Annotated in this window: 12 protein-coding genes and 1 pseudogene; 10 read left to right on the forward strand and 3 right to left on the reverse strand. The window is 72.8% G+C overall.

Annotated features, from left to right (window positions below; all coding sequences use genetic code 11):
• Positions 1-67 precede the first annotated feature (67 nt).
• Complete coding sequence (locus ACFWPT_RS25090) at positions 68-1,291, reverse strand: M20 family metallopeptidase (RefSeq protein ID WP_380484401.1); 1,224 nt, start codon at positions 1,289-1,291, stop codon at positions 68-70.
• A gap of 188 nt (positions 1,292-1,479) precedes the next feature.
• On the opposite strand from ACFWPT_RS25090, the gene ACFWPT_RS25095 reads away from it, so the two are divergent.
• The 3 genes from ACFWPT_RS25095 to ACFWPT_RS25105 are packed head-to-tail and all read left to right on the forward strand — an operon-like array spanning position 1,480 to position 12,239.
• A complete protein-coding gene (locus ACFWPT_RS25095) occupies positions 1,480-3,987 on the forward strand; it encodes a lantibiotic dehydratase (RefSeq protein WP_380484403.1) in 2,508 nt (835 codons plus the stop codon).
• A complete protein-coding gene (locus ACFWPT_RS25100; protein WP_380338709.1) occupies positions 3,984-4,841 on the forward strand; it encodes a class I SAM-dependent methyltransferase in 858 nt (285 codons plus the stop codon). The genes ACFWPT_RS25095 and ACFWPT_RS25100 overlap by 4 nt, the downstream gene beginning before the upstream one ends.
• 57 nt (positions 4,842-4,898) lie before the next feature.
• A complete protein-coding gene (locus tag ACFWPT_RS25105; RefSeq protein ID WP_380484406.1) occupies positions 4,899-12,239 on the forward strand; it encodes a thioester reductase domain-containing protein in 7,341 nt (2,446 codons plus the stop codon).
• 131 nt (positions 12,240-12,370) lie between these two features.
• Here ACFWPT_RS25105 and ACFWPT_RS25110 read toward each other — a convergent pair whose 3' ends face one another.
• A complete protein-coding gene (locus tag ACFWPT_RS25110) occupies positions 12,371-12,919 on the reverse strand; it encodes a flavoprotein (protein ID WP_380338703.1) in 549 nt (182 codons plus the stop codon).
• A gap of 117 nt (positions 12,920-13,036) precedes the next feature.
• Between ACFWPT_RS25110 and ACFWPT_RS25115 the strand changes: the two are divergent.
• From ACFWPT_RS25115 to ACFWPT_RS25130, 4 genes and pseudogenes are all read left to right on the forward strand, one after another.
• A pseudogene (locus ACFWPT_RS25115) lies at positions 13,037-13,225 on the forward strand (helix-turn-helix domain-containing protein); the annotation flags it as partial.
• Positions 13,226-13,754: 529 nt separating this feature from the next.
• Positions 13,755-14,966, forward strand: a complete 1,212-nt coding sequence (locus tag ACFWPT_RS25120) for a hypothetical protein (RefSeq protein ID WP_380484461.1) — start codon at positions 13,755-13,757, stop codon at positions 14,964-14,966.
• On the forward strand, positions 14,963-15,997 hold the full coding sequence (locus ACFWPT_RS25125) for a serine hydrolase domain-containing protein (RefSeq protein WP_380484408.1): 1,035 nt from the start codon (positions 14,963-14,965) through the stop codon (positions 15,995-15,997). The genes ACFWPT_RS25120 and ACFWPT_RS25125 overlap by 4 nt, the downstream gene beginning before the upstream one ends.
• Before the next feature lie 12 nt (positions 15,998-16,009).
• Positions 16,010-17,053 carry a UDP-N-acetylmuramate dehydrogenase gene (locus ACFWPT_RS25130; protein ID WP_380484410.1) on the forward strand — a complete coding sequence of 348 codons (1,044 nt, stop codon included), beginning with the start codon at positions 16,010-16,012 and terminating at the stop codon, positions 17,051-17,053.
• A gap of 377 nt (positions 17,054-17,430) precedes the next feature.
• On the opposite strand, the gene ACFWPT_RS25135 is transcribed toward ACFWPT_RS25130, so the two are convergent.
• Positions 17,431-18,924: an MFS transporter gene (locus ACFWPT_RS25135; protein ID WP_380484412.1), complete on the reverse strand. Its 1,494-nt coding sequence runs from the start codon at positions 18,922-18,924 to the stop codon at positions 17,431-17,433.
• Between the two features lie 87 nt (positions 18,925-19,011).
• Here ACFWPT_RS25135 and ACFWPT_RS25140 point away from each other — a divergent pair, with 87 nt between their 5' ends.
• The 3 genes from ACFWPT_RS25140 (at position 19,012) to ACFWPT_RS25150 (ending at position 21,102) form a co-directional block, all read left to right on the forward strand.
• Entirely contained in the window at positions 19,012-19,632 is a 621-nt protein-coding gene (locus tag ACFWPT_RS25140; RefSeq protein WP_380484414.1) for a TetR/AcrR family transcriptional regulator, read from the forward strand.
• Between the two features lie 196 nt (positions 19,633-19,828).
• Positions 19,829-19,909 carry a tryptorubin family RiPP precursor gene (locus ACFWPT_RS25145; protein WP_224285092.1) on the forward strand — a complete coding sequence of 27 codons (81 nt, stop codon included), beginning with the start codon at positions 19,829-19,831 and terminating at the stop codon, positions 19,907-19,909.
• Between the two features lie 134 nt (positions 19,910-20,043).
• Positions 20,044-21,102, forward strand: coding sequence for a cytochrome P450 (locus tag ACFWPT_RS25150; protein WP_380484416.1), 1,059 nt, complete (start codon positions 20,044-20,046; stop codon positions 21,100-21,102).
• Positions 21,103-21,104 lie beyond the last annotated feature (2 nt).

The following is a 21,104-nucleotide window of genomic DNA, read 5'->3' on the forward strand; positions in this document are numbered from 1 at the left end:
CGGACGCCCCCCCGCCGCGCCCGGGGCGCCGGTCCCCGCCGGGTGGGGGGGGTCGGCACGGCGGCTGTCAGCCGACCGTACGGCCCGCGTCACGACGAGCAGTGCGGCCCGCGTCACGACGAGCCGCGTGGGCCGTGAGCAGCCGCTCCCGGGCCTGGTCGTCCTCGGCGGCCTGCACCGCCGTCCAGGCCAGTGCGACGGACGCCTGGAGCAGTGCCCGGTCGGCGGCCGGGGCCACGCAGGCCCGGGCGAACTCCGGCTGGTGGTTGACCGCGCCGCCGCTGTCGATGCCGATGCTGGGGTGCACGCTGGGCAGGACCCGGCTGACGTTGCCCATGTCGGTGCTGCCGGTGGGCATCGCGCGCTCCTCCTCCGGGGACACCAGGGGGCGGCCCAGTTCGGTCGCCGCCGCCCGGTAGGCCGCCACCAGGAACGGGTCGTGGGCCAGTTCCGCGTACGCGGGTGTCGAGCGGACCTCGTGGGTGCAGCCGGTGGCGACGGCGCCGCCCTCGAAGCAGGCTCTGACGCGTGCTTCGAGGCGGCCCAGGGACTCCATGTCGCCGGCCCGCAGGTTGTACAGGGCGCTGGTGTGCGCGGGGACGACGTTGGGCACCTCGCCGCCCCGGGTCACGATGCCGTGCACCTGCTGCCGCGGCTCGAAGTGCTGGCGGCCCACGCCGACGGCGACCTCCGCCACGGTCAGGGCGTCGGCGGCGTTGACGCCCAGGTGCGGGGCGAGCGCGGAGTGCGACTCCCGCCCGGTGTAGCGGACTTCGAGCTCGACCAGGGCGAGGGGGCGGGGAGCGCAGTTGTCCTCGGGGGCCGGGTGGACGAGCATCGCCATCGACACCTCGTCGAAGACGCCGGCCTCCAGCATGGCGATCTTGCCGCCGCCCTCCTCCTCGGCCGGGGTGCCCAGCACCATGACAGTGATGCCGAGGTCGTCGGCCACGTCCCTCAGCGCCAGGGCCGCGCCCACCGACGAGGCGGCGATGATGTTGTGGCCGCAGGCGTGACCGAGGCCCGGCAGCGCGTCGTACTCCGCACACAGCCCGACCGTGAGCGGGCCGCTGCCGTAGCGGGCGGTGAACGCGGTGTCCAGGCCGCCGGCGCCGGGCACCACCTCGAATCCCTCGTCCCGCAGCAGGCCGCTCACCTTGGCGGCGCTGCGGTGCTCCTTGAACGCGGTCTCCGGCTCGGCGTGAATACTCCTGGACAGTGCTATCAGTTCGTGTTCGGCGCGTTCAACGCTTTCGCGACAACCACGCATGATCCGAGACGAGATTCGCATCTTCTCTTTCCCCTCCGCATGACCGGGATCTCCGTCGGCCGGATGGCCGGACAATTCCCTGGCCTTTTCCTTCCTACCGGAGTCTCCGACGAAAAGCGAGACCAGTCTGGAGAATTGACATGGCGTCACCGACAGATTCACTGACAGATTCACTGAAAGACCCACTGACAGCGTCACTGACATGGAACGTGCGGGCGGGCAACGGGGAACTCTCGGTCGAGATGATGCCCTGGTCGCTGCTGCGCGCGACCGGCTTCCCCGCCGGGCTCCTGGACGGGCTCGCATCCGAGGAACTGCTCGGCACCGCCGCCGGGGTGCTCGCGGCGGAGCAGGCGGTCGCCGCCGAACGTGCGCACTTCCTGGACGCGCTGTGGCCGGGGCTGCGCAAGGCCGTACGGACGGTCGAACCGCGCCAGCGGTCGCTGCGGGCCCTCCAGAGCTGCCGCCGGCTGGTGGACGGCGGCGCGCCCCTGGACGAGCGGTGCGCGGCGGTCCTCGCGGCGACCGGCGCGCCGGACTGGGCGCCCCGCTGGAACGCCCTGGTCGCCGCGCTCGACGAGCGGCTGGCGGCGGCCGAAGTCGAACTGGAGGCGGCCCTGCTGCGGGCCCGGCTGCACACCGCGCGGGCCGCCGGCCGCGAGGACTTCGGGCACGCCGTGTTCGTGTCGAACCCCTCGTTCCACCACACCGCCCTGGAGACGCCGCCGCTGACGCACCCGGGCTGGGCGCAGGCGCGGGACAGCGGCGGCGCCCTGCCGCAGACCCTGCGTCGCCGGGTCGACACCCTGCACCGCTATCTGCGCCGGTTCGCCACCAAGTGCGAGACCGTCTCGTTCTTCGGCCCGGTGCTGTTCGGCCTCCTGGCGCCGGAGCAGGAGGAGACCCTGCTGGTCGGCGCGCCCGGCCGCGAGAGGGTCGTGGTGGAGGCGAGCGCCTGGCTGGTGGAGGAGCTGCGGGAGCAGGCCGCCCGCGAGGTGCCGCTGACGCGGCAGCGCGTGTGGCCCAATCCGCTGTTCCGCCGGCCCGACTCGTCCCCGGTGCTGGAACGGGCCGTGGACGGGCGCAGGTTCAAGGTCGCGGCGCCCGCGCTGGCGCTGTGGAGCGCCGCCGCCGCGGCGCCGGGGAGCCGGCTCGACTCGCTCGTCAGCGCCGCCGGCCCCGTGCCGCCCCCGCACCGGGCGGGGGCGGACGACGCGTACGCCGCCGGGCTGGTGAAGGCACTCGGGCCGGCCCTGGTCGTCTCCCCCTGGCGGCTGCCGGCGACCGAACTGCACGCGCTGACCAGGCTCGCGGCCGAGCACCCCACGGACACGGCGGTGAACCTGGCGGAGGTCCGCGACACGTACGCGCGGGCGCCCTGGCCCGAGCGGGCGGCGCACCTCCTCGCCGTGCGGGCGGCCCGCGCGGCGGACGGCGGGCGGGTCTCGCAGGACAGCGGACGGCACTACGCCGACCGCGAGCTGTTCCACGAGGACAGGTCGAGTCCGGTGAGCGAGCGGGTCGGCTTCGGGGCGCCGGTCGTGGAGCGCATCCGGGAGGTCACCGAGGCGGTGTTCCCGCTGGTGTTCCTCGCGGCGCTGCTGGCCAGGGAGGACGCCCGCGACGCCCTGCGCGCCGAACTGGGGGGCGCCCCGGTGCCGCTCGCCGCCCTGGCCGCACGGGAGATACCCGCTCGTTCACCGCGCCGCGACCGGCTGGACGCGGTGCTGCGCCGACTGGTCGGGCGGGCCGTGGAGGCCGCGGGAACGGCCGACGGCCGCCCCCCGGTCGTGGAGCTGAGCGGCAGCGAACTGGCCGAGGCGCTGGCGCCGCTGTGGGACACCGTGACGTACGGCCCCGACGACGCCTGCCTGCCGAGCCCCGACCTGATGGTGGCGGGCCCCGACCCGGCCACCGCCGACTGGGTGCTCTCGGAGCTGCACGACGACTGCAGCTCGATCTTCGGGGGGCTGGAGCGTCCGCTGCACAGCGACCCGGACGGGCTGTGGGCCGGCTTCACCGAGCGGGTGGCACGAGCCGTGCCGCCCGGGACCGCCGCGACCATCGTCTCGCGCCGGCGCAGCGCCCACGTGACCCCCGAACTCCCCGGTGCCGCCATCGAACTGAGCGGCCTCTCGGGCAAGGACCGGGCCGACGTGGTGCCGATCGCGGACGCCGTCGTGCCCGCGTCGGCCGACGCGGTGGTGGTGGGCGGCCGGCGGCGGCTGCTCTACCCCGGCGACCTGTCGTCGACGCTGCACCGCGCGGTGTCCAGGCCCGCGCTGGTCCCGGTGCCGGTCGACCTCGGCGCGTACACCCCCAGGATCGTGGTGGACGGTGTCGTGGTCCAGCGTGCCCGCTGGCGGCTGAGCATTCCGGAAAGGGCTCCGGAGAAGGCCGCGGACACCGTCGCCCAGTGGTTGTCCGTGCAGCGGCTCCGGGCCGCCCAGGGAATTCCGCGCCACGTCTACGTGAAGCATCCGGCCGAACCGAAGCCGCTGTACGTCGATTTCGCCGATCCGCTGTCGGTGATCGATATCGCGCGACTTCCCGAAGGGGAAGTCGTCGTGTCCGAAATGCTGCCCACCCCGGACCAGTTGTGGTGGCGCGTGGCGGACGAAACGCATTGTGCCGAATTCCGTCTCGGCTGCATCGTGCGGCCGGTGACATCCGACAATCCGCCGACCCCGGAACAACAGGAAGAGAGCGCGTCATGACCGAGGACCTCCGCATCACCTCACTGGTGAGGGACGCTTACGACAAGGCCGCCGAGCAGTACGATTCCGCAGGTCAGATGATCTTCCACCCGCTGGGGAAGATGATCGCCGACACCCTGGAGCTCTCGCCGGGCGAACGGGTGCTCGACATCGGCTGCGGGCGCGGCGCCTGCCTGTTCCCGATCGCCCACGCGGTGGGCCCGGAGGGCTTCGTGCTCGGCATCGACCAGGCCCAGGGCATGGTCGACGCCTGCACGGCCGACATCACGGCCCGCGGGGTCGCCGGCCGGGCCCGCGCGGAGCTGGGCAACGCCCAGGACTTCGCCTTCGCCGAGCCGTTCGACGCGGCGAGCGCCGGGATGGTCCTGTTCCTGCTGCCCGAGGCGGAGAAGGCCCTGTCCTGCGCCGCCGCGGCGCTGCGCCCCGGCGGCAGGTTCGCCGCGACCACCTTCCCCACCGAGAACGGCAGGCTGGCCGCCGGCTGGGAGTCCGCCGAGATCCTCTCCGGGGTGCTCGCCAAGTACCTCCCCGAGGGTGTGGACGACCCGTGGCAGGTGGTCCTGGGCCTCGGCGGCCCGCTGGCCGGTGAGGAGTCCACGGCCGCCGCCTTCCTCACCGCCGGCTTCAGCGATGTACGGATCCGCCACGTCCCGGCGGACTCCCGCTTCGAGACCATCGACGACTACCTGGCGTGGACCAGGACCGTGACCACCCGCGTGCAGTGGGACCTGGTGCCCGCGGAGCGGGTGGCCGAAGCTACCGACGAGGCGCGCGAGGCGCTGCGGGTGCTCGCGGGGCCGGACGGCTCCCTGGAGTTCTCCTGCCCGACCAGGACCGTGCTGGCCGTCCGCTGACGGCACGACCGCAACCGTCTACCAAGCGCTGAACACAGAGCCGAGAGGTGCGATGACATGGCTCCTGACACGACCCCTTCGCTGATCCGTCCGCTGTCCGAACTGCTCGGCGGACACGCCGCCCGGATCGGGGACAAGGTGGCCTTCGCCGACGCCCGGCGGGGCGTCGGCTACCGGGAACTGGATCTGCGGACCTCTCGGCTCGCCGGCCGGCTTGCCGCGCTGGGACTGGAGAAGGGCGGCCGCGCCGCCGTCCTCATGGGCAACAGCGTGGAGATGGTGGAGAGCTGCCTCGCCGTCATCCGGGCGGGCGGCATCACCGTGCCGCTGAATCCGCAGGCGTCCGAGGCCGAACTGGTCCACTTCCTGCGGGACTCCGGGGCGTCGGTGGTGCTGTGCGACCCGGCGCGGCTCGACGTGCTGCTGCGCGCGGTGGCCTCGTCCGGCCTGCCCCGGCCCTCGATCGTGCTCACCGGCGACTCCCCCATGGCACCGGCGGACGCCTCCGGCGCAACCGCGGACATCACCGCGTACGAGACGCTCGCGGCCACCCCCTACGACGGACCGGCGCCCGAGGAGAGCCCGCTCGACGCTCCGGCCTGGATGCTCTACACCTCGGGCACCACCGGCCGCCCCAAGGGAGTGCTCTACTCCCTGCGCAGCTCGCTGTGGCTGGTGGAGGCCTGCCACGTGGGCGTGCTCGGGATGACGCAGGACGACCGACTGCTGTGGCCGATGCCGCTGTTCCACGGCCTGGGCCAGAACCTGTGCGTCATGGCGGTCGTGGCCGTGGGCGCCGGAGCCCGGCTGATGAGCGGCTTCGCCCCTTCCGAGGTGCTGGACGCCCTGCGCAACGACGGGGTGACCTTCCTCGCCGGGGTGCCGACGACGTACCACTACCTGCTGGACCGTGCCCGCCAGGAGCACACCCGGCTGCCTTCGCTGCGGCTCGGGTTCGTCGCCGGTTCGGCCAGCGGCGCCTCCCTCGGCAGCCGTTTCGAGGAGGCGTTCGGGGTCCCGCTGGTGGACCAGTACGGATCGACCGAGACCGGCGCGATCACCTCGAACCGGCCGACGGGCGACCGGGTCGCCGGGGCGGCCGGGCCGCCCGTCCCGGGGGTGGACATCCGCCTGGTGGACAACGGTTCCGGCGCCGAGGTGCCCGACGGCGAGCAGGGCGAGGTCTGGGTCAGCGGCCCCAACCTGATGCTGGGCTACCACGGGCAGCCCGACGCCACGGCGCAGGTGCTGCGGGACGGCTGGTACCGCACGGGCGACCTGGCCCGCCGGGACGCCCTCGGGCAGGTGACCCTGACCGGCCGTCTCAAGGAGCTGATCATCCGGGGCGGCGAGAACATCCACCCCGTCGAGATCGAGGACGTGGTGCGCACGGCGCCGGGCGTGGCCGACGCGGCGGTGGGCGGGGAGCCCCACGAGGTGCTCGGCGAGGTGCCCGTCGCGTACGTGGTGCCCGGTCCCGAAGGCGTCGACGTCCAGGCTCTGTTCGAGCACTGCCGGACGCGGCTGTCCTTCTTCAAGGTGCCGGAGAAGGTGTACGCCGTCGAGCACGTTCCGCGCACCGCGTCCGGGAAGGTCACCCGGCATCTGCTGGCGGACGCGGACCCCCGGTTGCTCGGCACAGCATCCACCGGCGGGCCCGGGGAGCGCGAGGGCCTCGGGGCCGAGCCCGACCGGGGCGAGTGGGCGGGCCGGCTCGCGGCGCTCACGGCGGCCGAGCGGGCCCGGACGGTACTGGACCTGGTCCGCGCCGAGGTGGCGCTCGCGCTCGGCGTCGAAGCCGAACGGGTCGCGCCCACACGGCCGTTCGTGGATCTCGGCCTCGGCTCCCTCGCCGTCGTGGCGGTCGGGCGGCGGCTGTGCGCGCTGGTCGGGCTGCGACTCCCGGCGACGGCGGTGTTCGACCACCCGACGCCCGCCGCGTTCGCGGACCGGCTGGTCGCGGAGCTGACGGACCTGACGGGGCTGACGGGGCTGACGGGGCTGACGGAGCCGTCGGACACCCGCGCGCTCTCCGAAGCGTTCCCGGCCGAGCGCACAGCCCCCGCGGGGCCCGACCCGGACGGCGCCGAGCCGATCGCCATCATCGGCATGGCCTGCCGCTTCCCCGGCGGGGTGGAGTCACCCGAACAGCTGTGGGACCTCGTCGCCGCAGGCCGGGACGCCACCTCGGACTTCCCCACCGACCGGGGCTGGGCACTGGACACCCTGTTCGACCCCGACCCCGACCACCCCGGCACCAGCTACGTCTCGCGCGGCGGCTTCCTGACCGACCCGTCCGCGTTCGACGCCGGATTCTTCGGCATAGCCCCGCGCGAGGCGACCGCGATGGACCCGCAGCAGCGGCTGATGCTGGAGATCGCGTGGGAGGTCTTCGAACGGGCGGGCCTCGACCCGACCCGCCTGGCCGGCTCGGAGACCGGCGTCTTCGTCGGCACCAAGGGACAGACGTACAGCACGCTCGCCGCGCCCGGGTCCGAGTACGAGGGCCATCTCGGCTTCGCCACCTCGGGCAGCGTGATGTCCGGCCGGGTGGCCTACACCCTCGGTCTGCACGGCCCCGCCGTCACCGTCGACACGGCCTGCTCCGCGTCCCTGGTCGCCCTCCACCTGGCCTGCGGCTCCCTGCGCTCCGGTGAGTCGCGGCTCGCGCTCGCGGGCGGGGTCACGGTGATGTCCACCCCGGACGACATGATCACCTTCAGCAGGCACCGGGGCCTCGCCCCGGACGGCCGGGTGAAGGCCTTCGCCGGCGCGGCGGACGGCACCGCCTTCGGCGAGGGCGCGGGGGTGCTGCTGCTCGAACGGCTCTCCGACGCGCAGCGGGCGGGCCACCGGGTGCTCGCCGTGATCCGGGGCAGCGCCGTGAACCAGGACGGCGCGTCCAACGGGCTCACCGCGCCCAACGGCCGGGCGCAGCAGCGGGTGATCCGCCGGGCGCTCGCCAACGCCCGGGTGGCCGCCCACGAGGTCGACCTGGTCGAGGCCCACGGCACGGGGACCATGCTCGGCGACCCGATCGAGGCCGAGGCGATCCTCGCCGCGTACGGGCGCGGCCGGGACCCTCAACGGCCGCTGTGGCTCGGCTCGGTGAAGTCCAACATCGCCCACACCCAGGCCGCCGCGGGCATGGCCGGTGTCATCAAGCTGGTGGAGGCGATGCGGCACGCCGTCCTCCCGGCGACCCTGCACGTGGACCGTCCGTCGCCGCACGTCGACTGGTCGTCGGGGAACGTACGGCTGCTCGACGAGGCGCGGCCGTGGACGGCCGCCGACGGACGGCCCCGGCGCGCCGGAGTGTCCTCCTTCGCCATCAGCGGCACCAACGCCCATGTCGTCCTGGAGGAGGCGCCGCACTCCCCCGCGCCGGAGGAGGCCCCGGCCCCGGTCTCGCCCGAGGAGGCCCCGGTCCGGGCGCTCAGCGCCGTACCGTGGCTGCTGTCCGCGAAGTCCCCGGCCGCGCTGCGCGACCAGGCCCGCCGGCTGGAGTCGTTCCTGCGCGCGGCGCCCGACCGGGATGCCGTGGACGTGGGGCGCACCCTGGCACTGTCCCGGGCCGGGCTCGAACACCGGGCCGCCGTCGTCGCGGACCGCGGTCGCGGTGCGGACGGGGCGGACAGCGCGGAGGGTCTGCTGCGCGCACTCGGCGCGCTCGCGGAGGGCGAGCCCGCGGCCGGACTGACCACCGATCACGCCGGTGCCGCCCGGACCACGGCGTTCCTCTTCACCGGCCAGGGCTCCCAGTGGGCGGGCATGGCCCGTGAACTGTACGAGGCGTTCCCGGTGTTCGCCGAAGCGCTGGACGCGGTGTGCGATCATCTGGCGCCGCAGGTACGACAGTTGCTCCTCGCCGCCGGCGACGCGGCGAAGGACGGGCGCATCCATCGCACCGGTATCGCCCAACCCGCCCTGTTCGCATTGGAGGTCGCGCAGTTCGCGCTGCTGCGGTCCTGGGGTGTGCGTCCCGACGCGCTCGCCGGCCACTCCCTCGGCGAGCTGGCCGCCGCGCACGTCGCCGGGGTGTTCTCACTGGCGGACGCGGCCAGGCTGGTCACCGCCCGGGGCGAGCTGATGCAGGCGCTGCCCGAAGGCGGCGCCATGATCGCACTGGAGGCCACGGAGGACGAGGTCCTGCCGCTGCTCGCCGGCCGGGAGTCCCGGCTGGGGATCGCCGCCGTGAACGCGCCCCGCTCCGTCGTGGTCTCGGGCGACGAGGACGCCGCGGCGGACGTCGCCCAGCTAGTGGCCGAACTGGGCGGCAGGACCAAGCGCCTGACTGTCAGTCATGCTTTCCATTCGCCCCGGATGGACGCGGTGCTGGAGGAGTTCGAGGCCGTGGCCCGGACCGTCACCTACCGTGCGCCGGACCTGCCGATCGTCTCCACGGTCACCGGCGCCCTCGCCGGTGCGGAACTGCTGACACCCGCGTACTGGACCGGGCAGCTGCGCTCGGCCGTCCGGTTCGCCGCCGCGGTGGGGACCCTGCGGGAGCGGGGCACCGACACCTTCGTCGAACTGGGCCCGGACGCGTCCCTGACGGCCCTGGTGCGCCAGATCGCCGACGACGCCGACGCCGACGCCGGCGGGGGTGACGGGGGTGACGACGCCGACGGGGGTGACCGGACGGGCGGCCACCGTGCGCTGCCGGTCTCCCGGCGCGACCGACCCGGTGCCGCGACCGCCGTCGCAGTCGCCGCCGCGCTCCACACCGCCGGTGTCCCGGTCGACTGGGCGGCGTTCTTCGACGGCACCGGCGCCCGCCACGTCACGCTGCCGACCTACGCCTTCCAGCGCAAGCGTTACTGGCTGCCCGCACTCGCCGGCCCCAGCCCCGCCCCCGCCCCGGCACCGACCGCGATCGCCGAGGCGGAGGCGGAGGCCACAGCCGAGGAGGCGGCCCCGTCCGGGCGGGTACTCAAGCCGGGTGAGCGCCCGGAGGTCGCCGCCCGCCTGGCCGGCGTGCTCGCCGGACTGGACGAGGAGAAGCAGCTCCTCCACATGATCGACCGGATCGCCACCCGGGTCGCAGCGGTGCTCGGCCACGACAGCGCGGACGCCATCGACCCCGACGTGCCGTTCCTCGAACTCGGCGTCGACTCCCTCATGGCCGTCGAGATGCGCAACCAGTTCAGCGACTTCTGCGGGGTGAGCCTGCGCCCGACGCTCGTCTTCGAGCACCCGACCCCGGCGGTGCTCGCCGACCACCTGCTCGCGAAGGTGCTGGCCGCGGTGTCCGCCACGCCGGGCGTCGACGAGGACGCGGTGGACTTCGCCGCCGAGGTCGTCCTGGCGGCGGACATCTCCCCCGCCGACGAGGTGATCCGGGTCGCGGACGACCCGCGGGAGGTGCTCCTCACCGGTGCGACCGGGTTCCTGGGCGCGTACCTGCTGCGCGATCTGCTGCGGACGACCCGTGCGACCGTGCACTGCCTGGTCCGCGGGGCCGACGAGGCGGACGCGTGGGCGCGGCTGCGCAAGAACCTTGAGTGGTACGAGTTCTGGGACGGCATCGACCCGGACCGCCTGTCCGTGATCGTCGGCGATCTCGCCCGGCCGCTGCTGGGGCTGGCCCCCGAACGGTTCGACGCCCTCGCCCGCAGCGTGGACAGCGTCTACCACGCCGCCGCCACCGTCAACGGCCTCTACCCGTACTCGGCGTTGAAGGACGCGAACGTCACGGGCACCGCCGAGATCCTGCGCCTGGCCGCACGGCACCGCACCGTGCCCGTCCACCACGTCTCGTCCACCGGCGTGTTCGCCGCGGAGGCGGTCCCCGGGCAGGCGCTCCAGGTGACCGACCCGCCGGGCCCCGCCGAGGCACTGTCGTCCGGCTACCGGCAGACGAAGCTGGTGGCGGAGCAGATCATCGAACTCGCCAGGGGGCGGGGCCTGCCGGTCTCGGTCTACCGGGTGGACGAGATCTCCGGCGACTCGGAGCGCGGCTTCTGCCAGACCCACGACTTCGTCTGGCTGAGCATGAAGGGCATCGTGCAGGCCGGTGCCGTACCGCAGGATCCCGCCGGAATCTTCCACCTGGTGCCGGTCGACCACGTCAGCGCGGCGATCCTGCGGCTGTCCCGCGACGACCGGGCGGCGGGCCGCAACCACCACCTCGCCAACGGGACGCACCTCCCGTTCTCCGCGATGACGGAATCCCTCCGCTCCCTCGGCTACCGGCTGGACGAACTCCGCTGGGACGCCTGGGTGCGGCGCATCCGCGCCGACCGCGACAACGCGATGGTCCCGATGATCGACGCGTTCGAATCGACCATCTACAGCGGACGCAACCACTACCTGTCCGTCGACACCTCGCAGACCCGCGAGCTGCTGGCCGGTACCGGCGTCGACTGCCCGCCGATGACGCGTGAACTCTTCGAGAAGTACGTCGGGTTCTTCGTCCGCGTCGGCTACTTCCCCGAACCGGGCGCCGGCGCCGGGGGCGGCCTCGTCGACACCGGTACGCAGGCCCTCCGGGTCCGGGAGGCGGCGTGGGAGGACCTTCCGGCGATGGCAGGCATCTGCTTCGAGGCCTTCAACACCCTCAACGCCTCGCTCGGCCTCGCCCCGGAGTGGTCGTCGGTGGACGAGGTGACGGAGATGTTCCGGGACCGGCTCGCGGCCCCGGGCTGCCTCGCCTACGTGGCGGTCGACGGCGCGGACTCCGTGACGGGCTCCAACTTCCTGGTCCTGGGCGAGTCCGTCGCCGCCTTCGGCCCGCTCAGCGTCGCGCCCGGCGCGCAGGGCGGCGGCGTGGGCCGACTGCTGATGGACGAGGTGATCGGCGCGGCCGCCCGGCACGACCGCGGCTCGGTCCGGGCCGTCCAGGTGACCAACAACCTGGGCGCGTACCGGCTCTACTCCTCGCTCGGCTTCGTCCCGCACGAGCAGCTGTCCCTGGTCGCCGGGTACGCACCGCCCACCCCGGCGAACATGGCCGGCTTCACGGTGCGCGCGATGACCGAGGACGACGTACCCGCGTGTCAGGAGCTGTACCGCTCGGTCAACGGCCATGCACGGGACGGCGAGATCCACATGGCGGCCAAGCGGGCCTTCGGCTGGTCGCAGCCGTACGTGGTCCTGGACCGGTCGAGCGGTACGATCGCCGGCTACACCACGGGCCTGTCCGACCTGGGCCATCTGACGGCGGCCTCGGAGGCCGCGGCACGGGCGCTGTACACGGGCGCCGGCGAGCTGATGCGCCGGGCCGTCCCCGACGGCCCGCCGCCCCGGCTGCGCATCCCGGGCCGGCTGCTGCCCGAGACCCTGAGCTGGGCCTTCCACACCCGGGGCATCACCCTGGAGCGACTGGAGACCCTGGTGGCGCGCGGCTCGTACACGGCGCCGCAGCAGGGGGTGTACTGCCCGGGGCTGTCCTACTGAGGCACCGCCGCAGGCGAGGGACGCGTTGGTCCAAGCCCTGTCGTCCCGACGCGAGTCGGAAGGCCGTTGGCGGGAGAAATCTCTGGCCAACGGCCCCAGCGGTCACGGCGGCCGGGCTCCGCAGCCGGGTGTCACCGCCCGATGGACTCCTCGGCAGCCCCGAGTGCGGCCTCCCACGGGTAAGCCTCCGGTCTCCCCTGGCCCGGATCGTTCGGGACGAAGCCTCCTTCGCCGAGCAGCACGCGGACGCCGGAGTCACGCAGGGTGGCAACGCTCCGGGGGAACTGAGGGTGCCCGGTGAGCGCCGTGTTCGTACACGGCATCACCGACAGCGGGATTCCCTTGCCGATCGCCTCGGCCGCGGACCCTATGACCCAGGAGGTCGTGAGGCCGAGCGCCAGGCTGTTGATGCTGTTCATCGTCGCGGGAGCGAACAGAACCGCGTCGGCGGGCGGAAGCACGTCCGGCTCGCCCGGCCGACGGTACGTGGACTTCACCGGGTGGCCGGTCAGGCGGTTCAGCATGGGAAGCTCGTCCTGGAGCCAGCTCGCCGCGGTCGGGGTGAGCCCGAGCGCGACCTCCCACCCCCTGAACTGGGCGTGGCGCACAACCTGCGCCATGTTCAGGACCGGCGGGGCGGCGGAGCCGAAGAGGTACAGGACCGGGCGCGTGGTGGACATGGCAGTCATCGAACCCCGTGGGGATGGCCGGCGGCAAACCCTGCCGAATTCGATGATGCGCCTGACTACTTGGCGCTACCGTCGGACCACCGGGCCGAACTCCTCAAGGAACGCGCCATGACCGACTTCACGCCTGACACCGTAGGCAAGCGGATCAAGCAGACCCGCAAGCTCCGACACATGACCCAGACCGAACTCGCCCTGAAGGCGCGGATCTCGGCGTCCCACATGGCTCAGATCGAGCAGGGCAAGCGGCAGGCCGGCCCGGCTGTCCTCGCCTCCATCGCCAGGGCACTGACCGTGCCCCCGGCCGATCTCGAAGGACGCCCGTACATCGAGGAGTTGCGGCGCGACCAGCTCGACGGGCTGATCCAGCCGATCCGGGAATCCCTCGACATCTTCGACCTGGGAGCCGACCCGGACGTGGCACCGCGTCCGACCGAGGAACTCGTCGCGCACACCGACCGGGTGTGCCGCCTGATCCGGGCGTCGGATCTGCGGAGCGCGGCGGCCGAGCTGCCCGGCTTGATCACCGAGACCACGACCGCGGCGCACAGTAGCGGTGATCGACGTCTCTGGCAGGCCCTCGCCATGCAGTACCGCTCCGGCTACGACCTCGCGAGCAAGCTCGGGTTCCAGGACCTCGCGTCGATCTCCCTCGACCGCATGGGATGGGCGGCGGAGCGGGCGTCCGACGCCGTGACCGCGGCGATCAGGCAGTACAGCCGGGCGCTGGCCTACCTGCGCGCCGGCCAGTACCCCCGACCGGCTCACCCTCCGGATCACCGGCGGCCACCCGCTGCACGGTACGACGACCGTCCAGGGCAGCAAGAACATCGCCCTGCACCTGTACGCTGCCGCGATCCTCGCCGACCAGCCGCTCACCCTTACCGGCGCCCCCGCGATCCTCGACACCGGCGTGTGCGCGGAGATCCTTCACCGCACCGGCACCCGAGCCACCATCGCCGAGGGTGAGTTCGAGACCCGGCCCGCCGACTCCTACTTCCCGGTCATCCCCGACGACCTCGGACGGTGCATCCGGACCACCGCGGTCATCGCCGCCGCCCTGCTGGCCCGCTCCGGCACGGTCACCTTCCCACTGCCCGGCGGCGACGCCTTCTGCGCCCGGTACATCGACCTGCACCTGGCCGCCATGGAAGCCGCCGGCGCCGACGTCGAGGTCAACCGGGGCCGTGTGCGCGCCCGCTTCACCGGAACGAAGCGCCTTCCGTTCATCACCAACGTCAGCACCAAGAAGTGGGGCCCGAGCCTGGGCGCAACGGTCACCGCGATGCTGCTGGCCGCCCGCACGCCCGGCACGTCGTCCATCCTCGGGCCGAGCATCGAGCCCGAGGTCACCGTATCCGCCGAACTCCTGGCTCGCTCCGGCGTCGGCATCACCTGGCAAGGCACGGACGCCCTGCACGTCACCGGCACCGACCACATCGCCGGCGGCGTCTTCCCGGTCCCGTCCGACCGGCTGGAGGCCGCCACACTGGCGCTCGCCGCCGCGATCACCGGCGGCACCGTCCACCTCGACGCCTTCCCGCCCTGCGGCTTCCCGCCAGGCCTGGTCTCGGTCTTCGCCGACACCGGGATCCTCCTGACCGCCGAGCGCGGCGGAACGACGGTCACCGTACCGGCCGGACTGCATGCGACGGAGACGGCCACCGGCCCCCACCCGGGTTACCCGACCGACGTCCAGCCCCAGCTGACCGCGGTCCTCACCCAGGCCGCCGGAACGTCCCGGATCGAGGAGCGGATCTACAGCCGGCGCGACACCCACCTCGCCGCGCTGCGCAAGTTCGGCGCGGTCGTCAACGCGGAGGGCCAGCTGATCACCGTCGAGGGGCCCTCCGGGCTCGCCGCCGCTGACGTGGCGGGCGAGGACATCCGGGCCGCGACCGCGCTCGTGCTCGCCGCGCTGGCGGCCGAGGGCACCTCTACGATCCGGGGCATGTACCACCTCCGGCGCGGCTACGGCGACCTGCTGCCCAAACTCGCCGCGCTCGGTGCCAGCCTGACGATCGACCGGGAGATGCCGTGACCAGCACCAAGCCGTTGAGCCCCGACACCGTCGCCGAGCTGCAGCAGTGCCTCGACCTGCTGGTCGACGACGGCGCCCTGCCCGGCGGCGTCCTCGCCCACGGCGCCCGGAACGGCCGGCCCGCGTTCGTCTCCTCCGGCGTCATCGCGCCCGAGTGTGGGAACGCCGGGCCCGGCCCGGACACGCTCTACGACGCCGCGTCGCTGACCAAGGTGCTGGCCACCTGGCCGCTGATCGGACTCACCGACGGCATCACAGCCGAGACACCGGTGCGGCACCTGCTGCCCGACCTGCCGGACCAGGTGCCCGGCGCGAACGTCACGGTCGGGCAGATCCTCGCGCACACCTCCGGCCTGCAGCCTGAGACCCGCCTCGACCAGTACCGGGGCCGCACCGAACCCCTCGCGGAGCTGATCTGCGGCGAACCGCTGATCGCCGAACCCGGCATCGGCCACCGGTACATCAACCGCGGGTTCATCCTCCTCGGCCTCGCGCTCGCCCACCTCCACGGCCGCTGCCTGGACGAGCTCGCCGCCGACCTCTGGCAGTCCCTCGGCATGCCCCACACCGCCTACGGACCCGTCAGCCGCTCCGCCGACGTCGCCCCGACCGAGCAGCGCCTCCCCGGCGGCCCGCGGCTGTGGGGCATCCCGCACGACGACAACGCCACCCTGCTCGGCGGCGTCGCCGGCCACGCCGGCGTCTTCACCACCCCGGCCGACCTGGCCACCTTCGCCGACCGGCTCCTCACCGCGTACACCTCCAGCCACGGACTGGGTGCCTGGCTCCGCACCAGCATGGAACCGAAGGCCGAGATCGAGCCCGGGCTCCACCGCGGCCTGGCCTGGATCCTCGCCGACGACGGCCGGGTCGCCTACCACCACGGCTTCACCGGCACCAGCCTCTACCTCGCCCCGGACACCGGCCGCTACCTGGCCATCTGCACCAACGCCGTCTACCACCACCAGAACAACCGCACCCGGCTCGCCCCGCTCCGCAACCTCGCGCTCAAGGCCGTCGCCGCCGACTGAGAGGACCCTGCCGTGCCCCAGGCCACGCTCGCGTCGCTGACCACCCTCCGGCTCGGCGGGCCCGCCGGCGCCGTGCTCAACCTGTCCGACCCCGCGGACTGGCTCGACGCCGCCCGTGCGATCAGCGCCCAGGAGCAGAACGGTCCCGTCGTCCTGGGGCACGGCAGCAACGTGATCGCGGCGGATGCCGGCCACCCCGGCACCGTCGTGGTCATGAACACCCGCGGCATCACCGCCAAGAAGCTCGACGACACCACGGTGGCCGTCACCGTCCAGGCCGGCCAGCCGCTCACCGACCTCGTCCAATGGGCCGCTGCCGAACGGCTTGCCGGCATCGAGTGCCTGGCCGGGATCCCGGGCACCGTCGGCGCCGCGCCGGTCCAGAACGCCGGCGCATACGGCCAGCAGATCGCCGACTCCCTCCACAGCGTCACGGTCTGGGACTGGGGCATGGGCTGCCTGCGGACCTTCCCGGCCCAGTCCTGCCGCCTGCGCTACCGCAGCAGCCGCTTCAAGCGAACCCCCGGCCGCTGGACCATCCTCGCCGCCTCGCTCCACCTGACCCACACGCCGGCGGCCCCGATCACCTACCAGCCGCTCGCGGACGAGCTCGGCGTGCCCGTCGGCGCGCGCCCGACCGTTCCGGAGGTCACCGCGGCCGTACTCGCCAACCGCCGTCGGCGCGGCCTCTTCCTCGACCCGAGCGACCAGGACTCCCGGCAGGTCGGATCCGTCTTCCTCAACCCTCGAATCACCACCGCCCAGGCCACGCGCTGGTCCGACCGCGGCTGCCCGGTCCACCAGGACAGCGATGGCGGCCTCCGAGCCAGCGCCGGGTGGCTCCTGGAGCATGTCGGCTGCCGGCCCGGCCAAGCCGTCGCCGACGGCGTGCGCTGCTCGGAACGCCGGACTCTCACGGTCACCGCTCAAGGAGAGGCCACAGCGGCAGCGTTCGTCCGGGCGCTCGCTGACCTCACCGCCCAGGTCGCAGCTGCAACCGGAATCATCCTCCAGCCCGAGCCGACGCGCGTCGGCCAGTGGGTCACCGGCCCCTGATCTCCCGCTGGCCTCAGCTACTTGCCACCTCCGCCACACGCCGGTCGATCAAGGTGGCTGGGCTGGCCGAGCGCACATTGCCGAACAGCTCTTGGCCCGCGAAATGAGGCAGTGCGATCCTCCACCGAGGGCTGGAATCTGATCAGCAGGCTTACCGTCAGCTACATCGTCCGAGTGTCCCGGTTGACCGAGGTCGCAGGCCGGATTGCTGCCCATCGGGGTGAAGGATCGACGAACAGGCTTTAGGCCTACAGCCTTTCGCTGACCTTCTTCACGACTGAGGAGTTGTCCCCCGGCTACGGGAAGTCCGCAGGGCGCTCACCCCGTGGCCGTGGAGGCGGGGTGAGCGCCGTGGCGAGTCCGGACGTCGCCGTTCGTCAGACCAGCGTGACCGGAAGGTCGTCGTGTGCGGGCCGTTCGCCCTTGGGTACGGCCAGCAGGGTGATCAGCACGCCGAGCACGGCGAAGCCCGCCCCGACGGCGAACGCGAGCCGGAAGCCCTCCGTCATCGCGTCGGCCATGGCCGGGCCACCGGCCTGCTTGCCCTCAAGGAGTTCCCTGATCCGGGCGTTGGCCACCGAGGAGAGCACGGCGAGCCCGAGCGCGCCGCCGATCTGCTGGGTGGTGTTGATGAGGCCGGAGGCGAGGCCCGACTCCTGCGGTGTCACACCGGAGACGGCGACGATGGTCACGGGCACGAACGAGAACCCGAGTCCGAGTGCCGCGACCACCGAGGGCAGGAGCACGTCCCCGGCGAACGTGCCGTCGGCGGGGATGCGGGTGAACAGCAGGAGTCCCACCGCGGTGAGCGCCAACCCGCAGGCGAGGACGGGCCTGGGCCCGACCTTGGTCACCAGCTGCGAGGCCGCGCCGGCGGCGACGATGCTCGCCACCGAGAAGGGCAGGTAGGACAGTCCGGCCTCCAGTGCGGAGAAGCCGAGCACCTGCTGGAGGTAGAGGGAGATGAAGAAGAACATCGACAGCAGCGCGGCGCCCACCAGCAGGGACACCGCGTTGGCGCTGGAGAGGTTGCGGTTGCGGAAGATCCGCAACGGCATCACCGGGTGCTTGACGAGGCGCAGTTCGACCAGGGCGAAGACCAGCAGCAGGACGGCCGCGAGGCCCAGCAGCCCGATGGTCCTGGCCGAGCCCCAACCCGCCCGCTCGGCGTCCACGAGCGCGTAGACCAGCACGCTGAGACCGCCGGTGACCAGTGCGGCACCGGCGAAGTCGATGCCGGTGCGTTCGTGGCCGCGGCTCTCCCGGACGAACCTCGGTGTGAGGACGGCGGCGACGACGCAGATCGGCACGTTGACGAACATCACCCACTCCCAGCCCGCCCACTGGGTGAGCACACCGCCGAGCAGCACGCCGATGGCGCCGCCCGCTCCGGCGAGCGCGCCCCAGATGCCGAGGGCCTTGTTGCGTTCGGCGCCTTCGGTGAAGGTCGTGGTGACGATGGACAGGGCGGCCGGCGCGATGATCGCGGCGCCGAGGCCCTGCCCGACCCGCGCGGCGATCAGCAGGCCCGCGCTCGGGGCGAGACCGCCGAGCAGTGACGTGGCGGCGAACAGGCCGAGCCCGGTCATGAACACCCGCCGCCGTCCGAGCAGATCGGCGGTCCGGCCGCCGAGCAGCAGGAAGCCGCCGAAGGCGAGTGCGTAGGCGTTGACGATCCACTGGACGTCGGAGTCGGCGAAGTGCAGGTCCCGCTGGATCGAGGGCAGCGCGACGTTCACGATCGAGGCGTCGAGCACCACCGTCAACTGGGCGACGGCCAGGACGACGAGCGCCTTCCAGCGGAGCGGATCCGGGGAGGGGGTCGAGGTCGAGGTCGAGGTCGATAAGGAGGAAGTGGGAGGCACGGCCATGGGAGGGATACGCTCCTGTGGGTTAAAGTGGTAACCGGAATCGGACTCACGGTTCCGGATGGCGACGATACGGAGGCGCGGTTCCCCTTGTCAAACACCCCTTCCCCTCCCCCTTCCCGCTCCAGCACACCCACCGGCGGCAAGCTGCGCTCCGACGCCGCCCGCAACCGGCTCAAGGTGCTCGACGCCGCCCGAGCCGCCTTCTCCGAGTCCGGCCGAGACGCCCAGATGGGCGACATCGCCCGCAGGGCCGGGGTGGGCGTCGGGACGGTGTACCGCCACTTCCCCACCAAGGAATCGCTGGCTGAAGCGATCGTGGAACACCGGTTCCAGCAGACCCTGGACTTCCTCAGGAACGAGGTGCTCCCCGACCCCGACCCCTGGCACGGCCTCGCCCGCTCCCTGGAGTTCTGCGGAATCATGCAGGAACAGGACCGGGGCTACGCGGAGACGGTCACCGCGATGGTCGGCGGCAGCACGTTCGACGCGGCGGCGATCGCCGAACTCAACGAGCTCACCGACAAGGTGCTCAAACGCGCCCAGGCCGAGGGCTCGGTGCGAGAGGACCTGACCGTCTCGGACGTGTCACCGCTCTACATCGGCCTCTGCCACGTCGTACAGGCCGGGGTCACCGACTGGCGCCGCTACCTCGGCATCATCCTCGACGGGCTGCGCCCGCGGCGGTGCGCGGACTGCTCCCGCGACTGACACCGCCCATCGCCCGCCGCCGGGGGGCGAATCAGGAAATCCGCCGGCAAACCCCCCACCTCCCCAACTCCCTCGGCAAGAACTCCCCCCAAAGGTGAACCCGATGGAGACCCGGCCGCGTGTCTACGTCTGTAGGGCGACTGCAGAGTGGCCTTACATTCGCTCAGCCACCTGGTAACGAAAGGGAGACCCAAAGATGAAGATCCTGTTCGCCATCCGTGACGCGTCCTTCGCCAAGAAGAGCCTGAAGGCCAGCGCTTGGTACATCTGGTACTAAGCCGGCTGATCGGTACCTCCGGTACCTGAACAGCTGATCCGCCCCCGCCCCTGCCCCCCCTCGCGGCCTCCGCCGGGAGATCGGGCCCGGGGCGGGGGCGGAGACCGGTCCCGGCAAAGTCTCGGAGACATCACATGGCCCTCTCCCCCGCCTCCGCCCGTTCGCGAACCACCGTGCTCTCGCCCCGACTTGAGGCCCTGCTCAGGGACCATCTGGGCAAGGACGCCGTCCGGCTCGAACCCGACACGATCGGGGTCGCCGGGCCCGAGCTCACCGACCGGATCCTCGCCGCCCGGCGCGCCACCGAGATCGAACGGCCCACCTTCAAACCGCTGCACGGACGTTCGATCACCCGCACCGAGGCATCCTCGGTGACGCGGACGATCGGCAGCGACGTGCGCGAGGCACTGAAGGCTCCGCTGCCGCCGAACATCGACCTGTCCGGTCCGTGGCCGCTCACCGGACACCTCTTCCTGCGCGACCTCATCCTCGGCCGGGACCCGCGCCGACTGCGGATCCTGATGAGCCGCAACCTCGAACTGACGCCCCTGCTCACCTGGTTGGTGATCTCGGCCGGCGCCGCACTGCCCGGCAGGCCCAAGCCCGGCGACGACCTCACCGAACTCGGCAAGCTCACCGCGAAGGCGACCAACTACCAGGACCGCCGGTACGCGCTCGGCATGTACCGCCGAGCCGCCGCACCGGTCTGCTTCACCATCTCCACCCTGGTCGCGAACGCGCTCTGGCTCGGCGCGCCGTTCGACGACAGCACGCCGAACCGGAACATCATCTTCGAGTCGCTGCGCCTGCTGCCGCCGTCCTGGAACATCCTGCGCCGCGCCTCGCCCGAGTACCCCGCGATCGACCCGCGGATCGGCGCCGACGACGACGTCCTCGTCCTGCCGCTGCTCTCGCACCGCGACCCGGCCCTGTGGGAGGACCCGCACGAGTTCCGCCCGGAACGCTGGGACCACCTCGACCCGGACAACACTCCCGGCTACCTGCCGTTCGGGCACACCTCCGAACGCTGCTGGGGCCGGCACATGGTGATGCCGCTCGCCGAGCTGCTGCTGGACCAGATCCGTACGGCCGGCCTGGTCGTCGACCCCGAGCAGCGGACCGCCAAGGTGCCACTGCTCGGCCTGCTCGGCGTCAGCGAGATCCGCGTCCTGAAGCCACGGGATGCACACTGATC

The sequence above is a fragment of the Kitasatospora sp. NPDC058478 genome, from assembly GCF_042720345.1.
In the GTDB taxonomy this organism is placed as follows: domain Bacteria; phylum Actinomycetota; class Actinomycetes; order Streptomycetales; family Streptomycetaceae; genus Kitasatospora.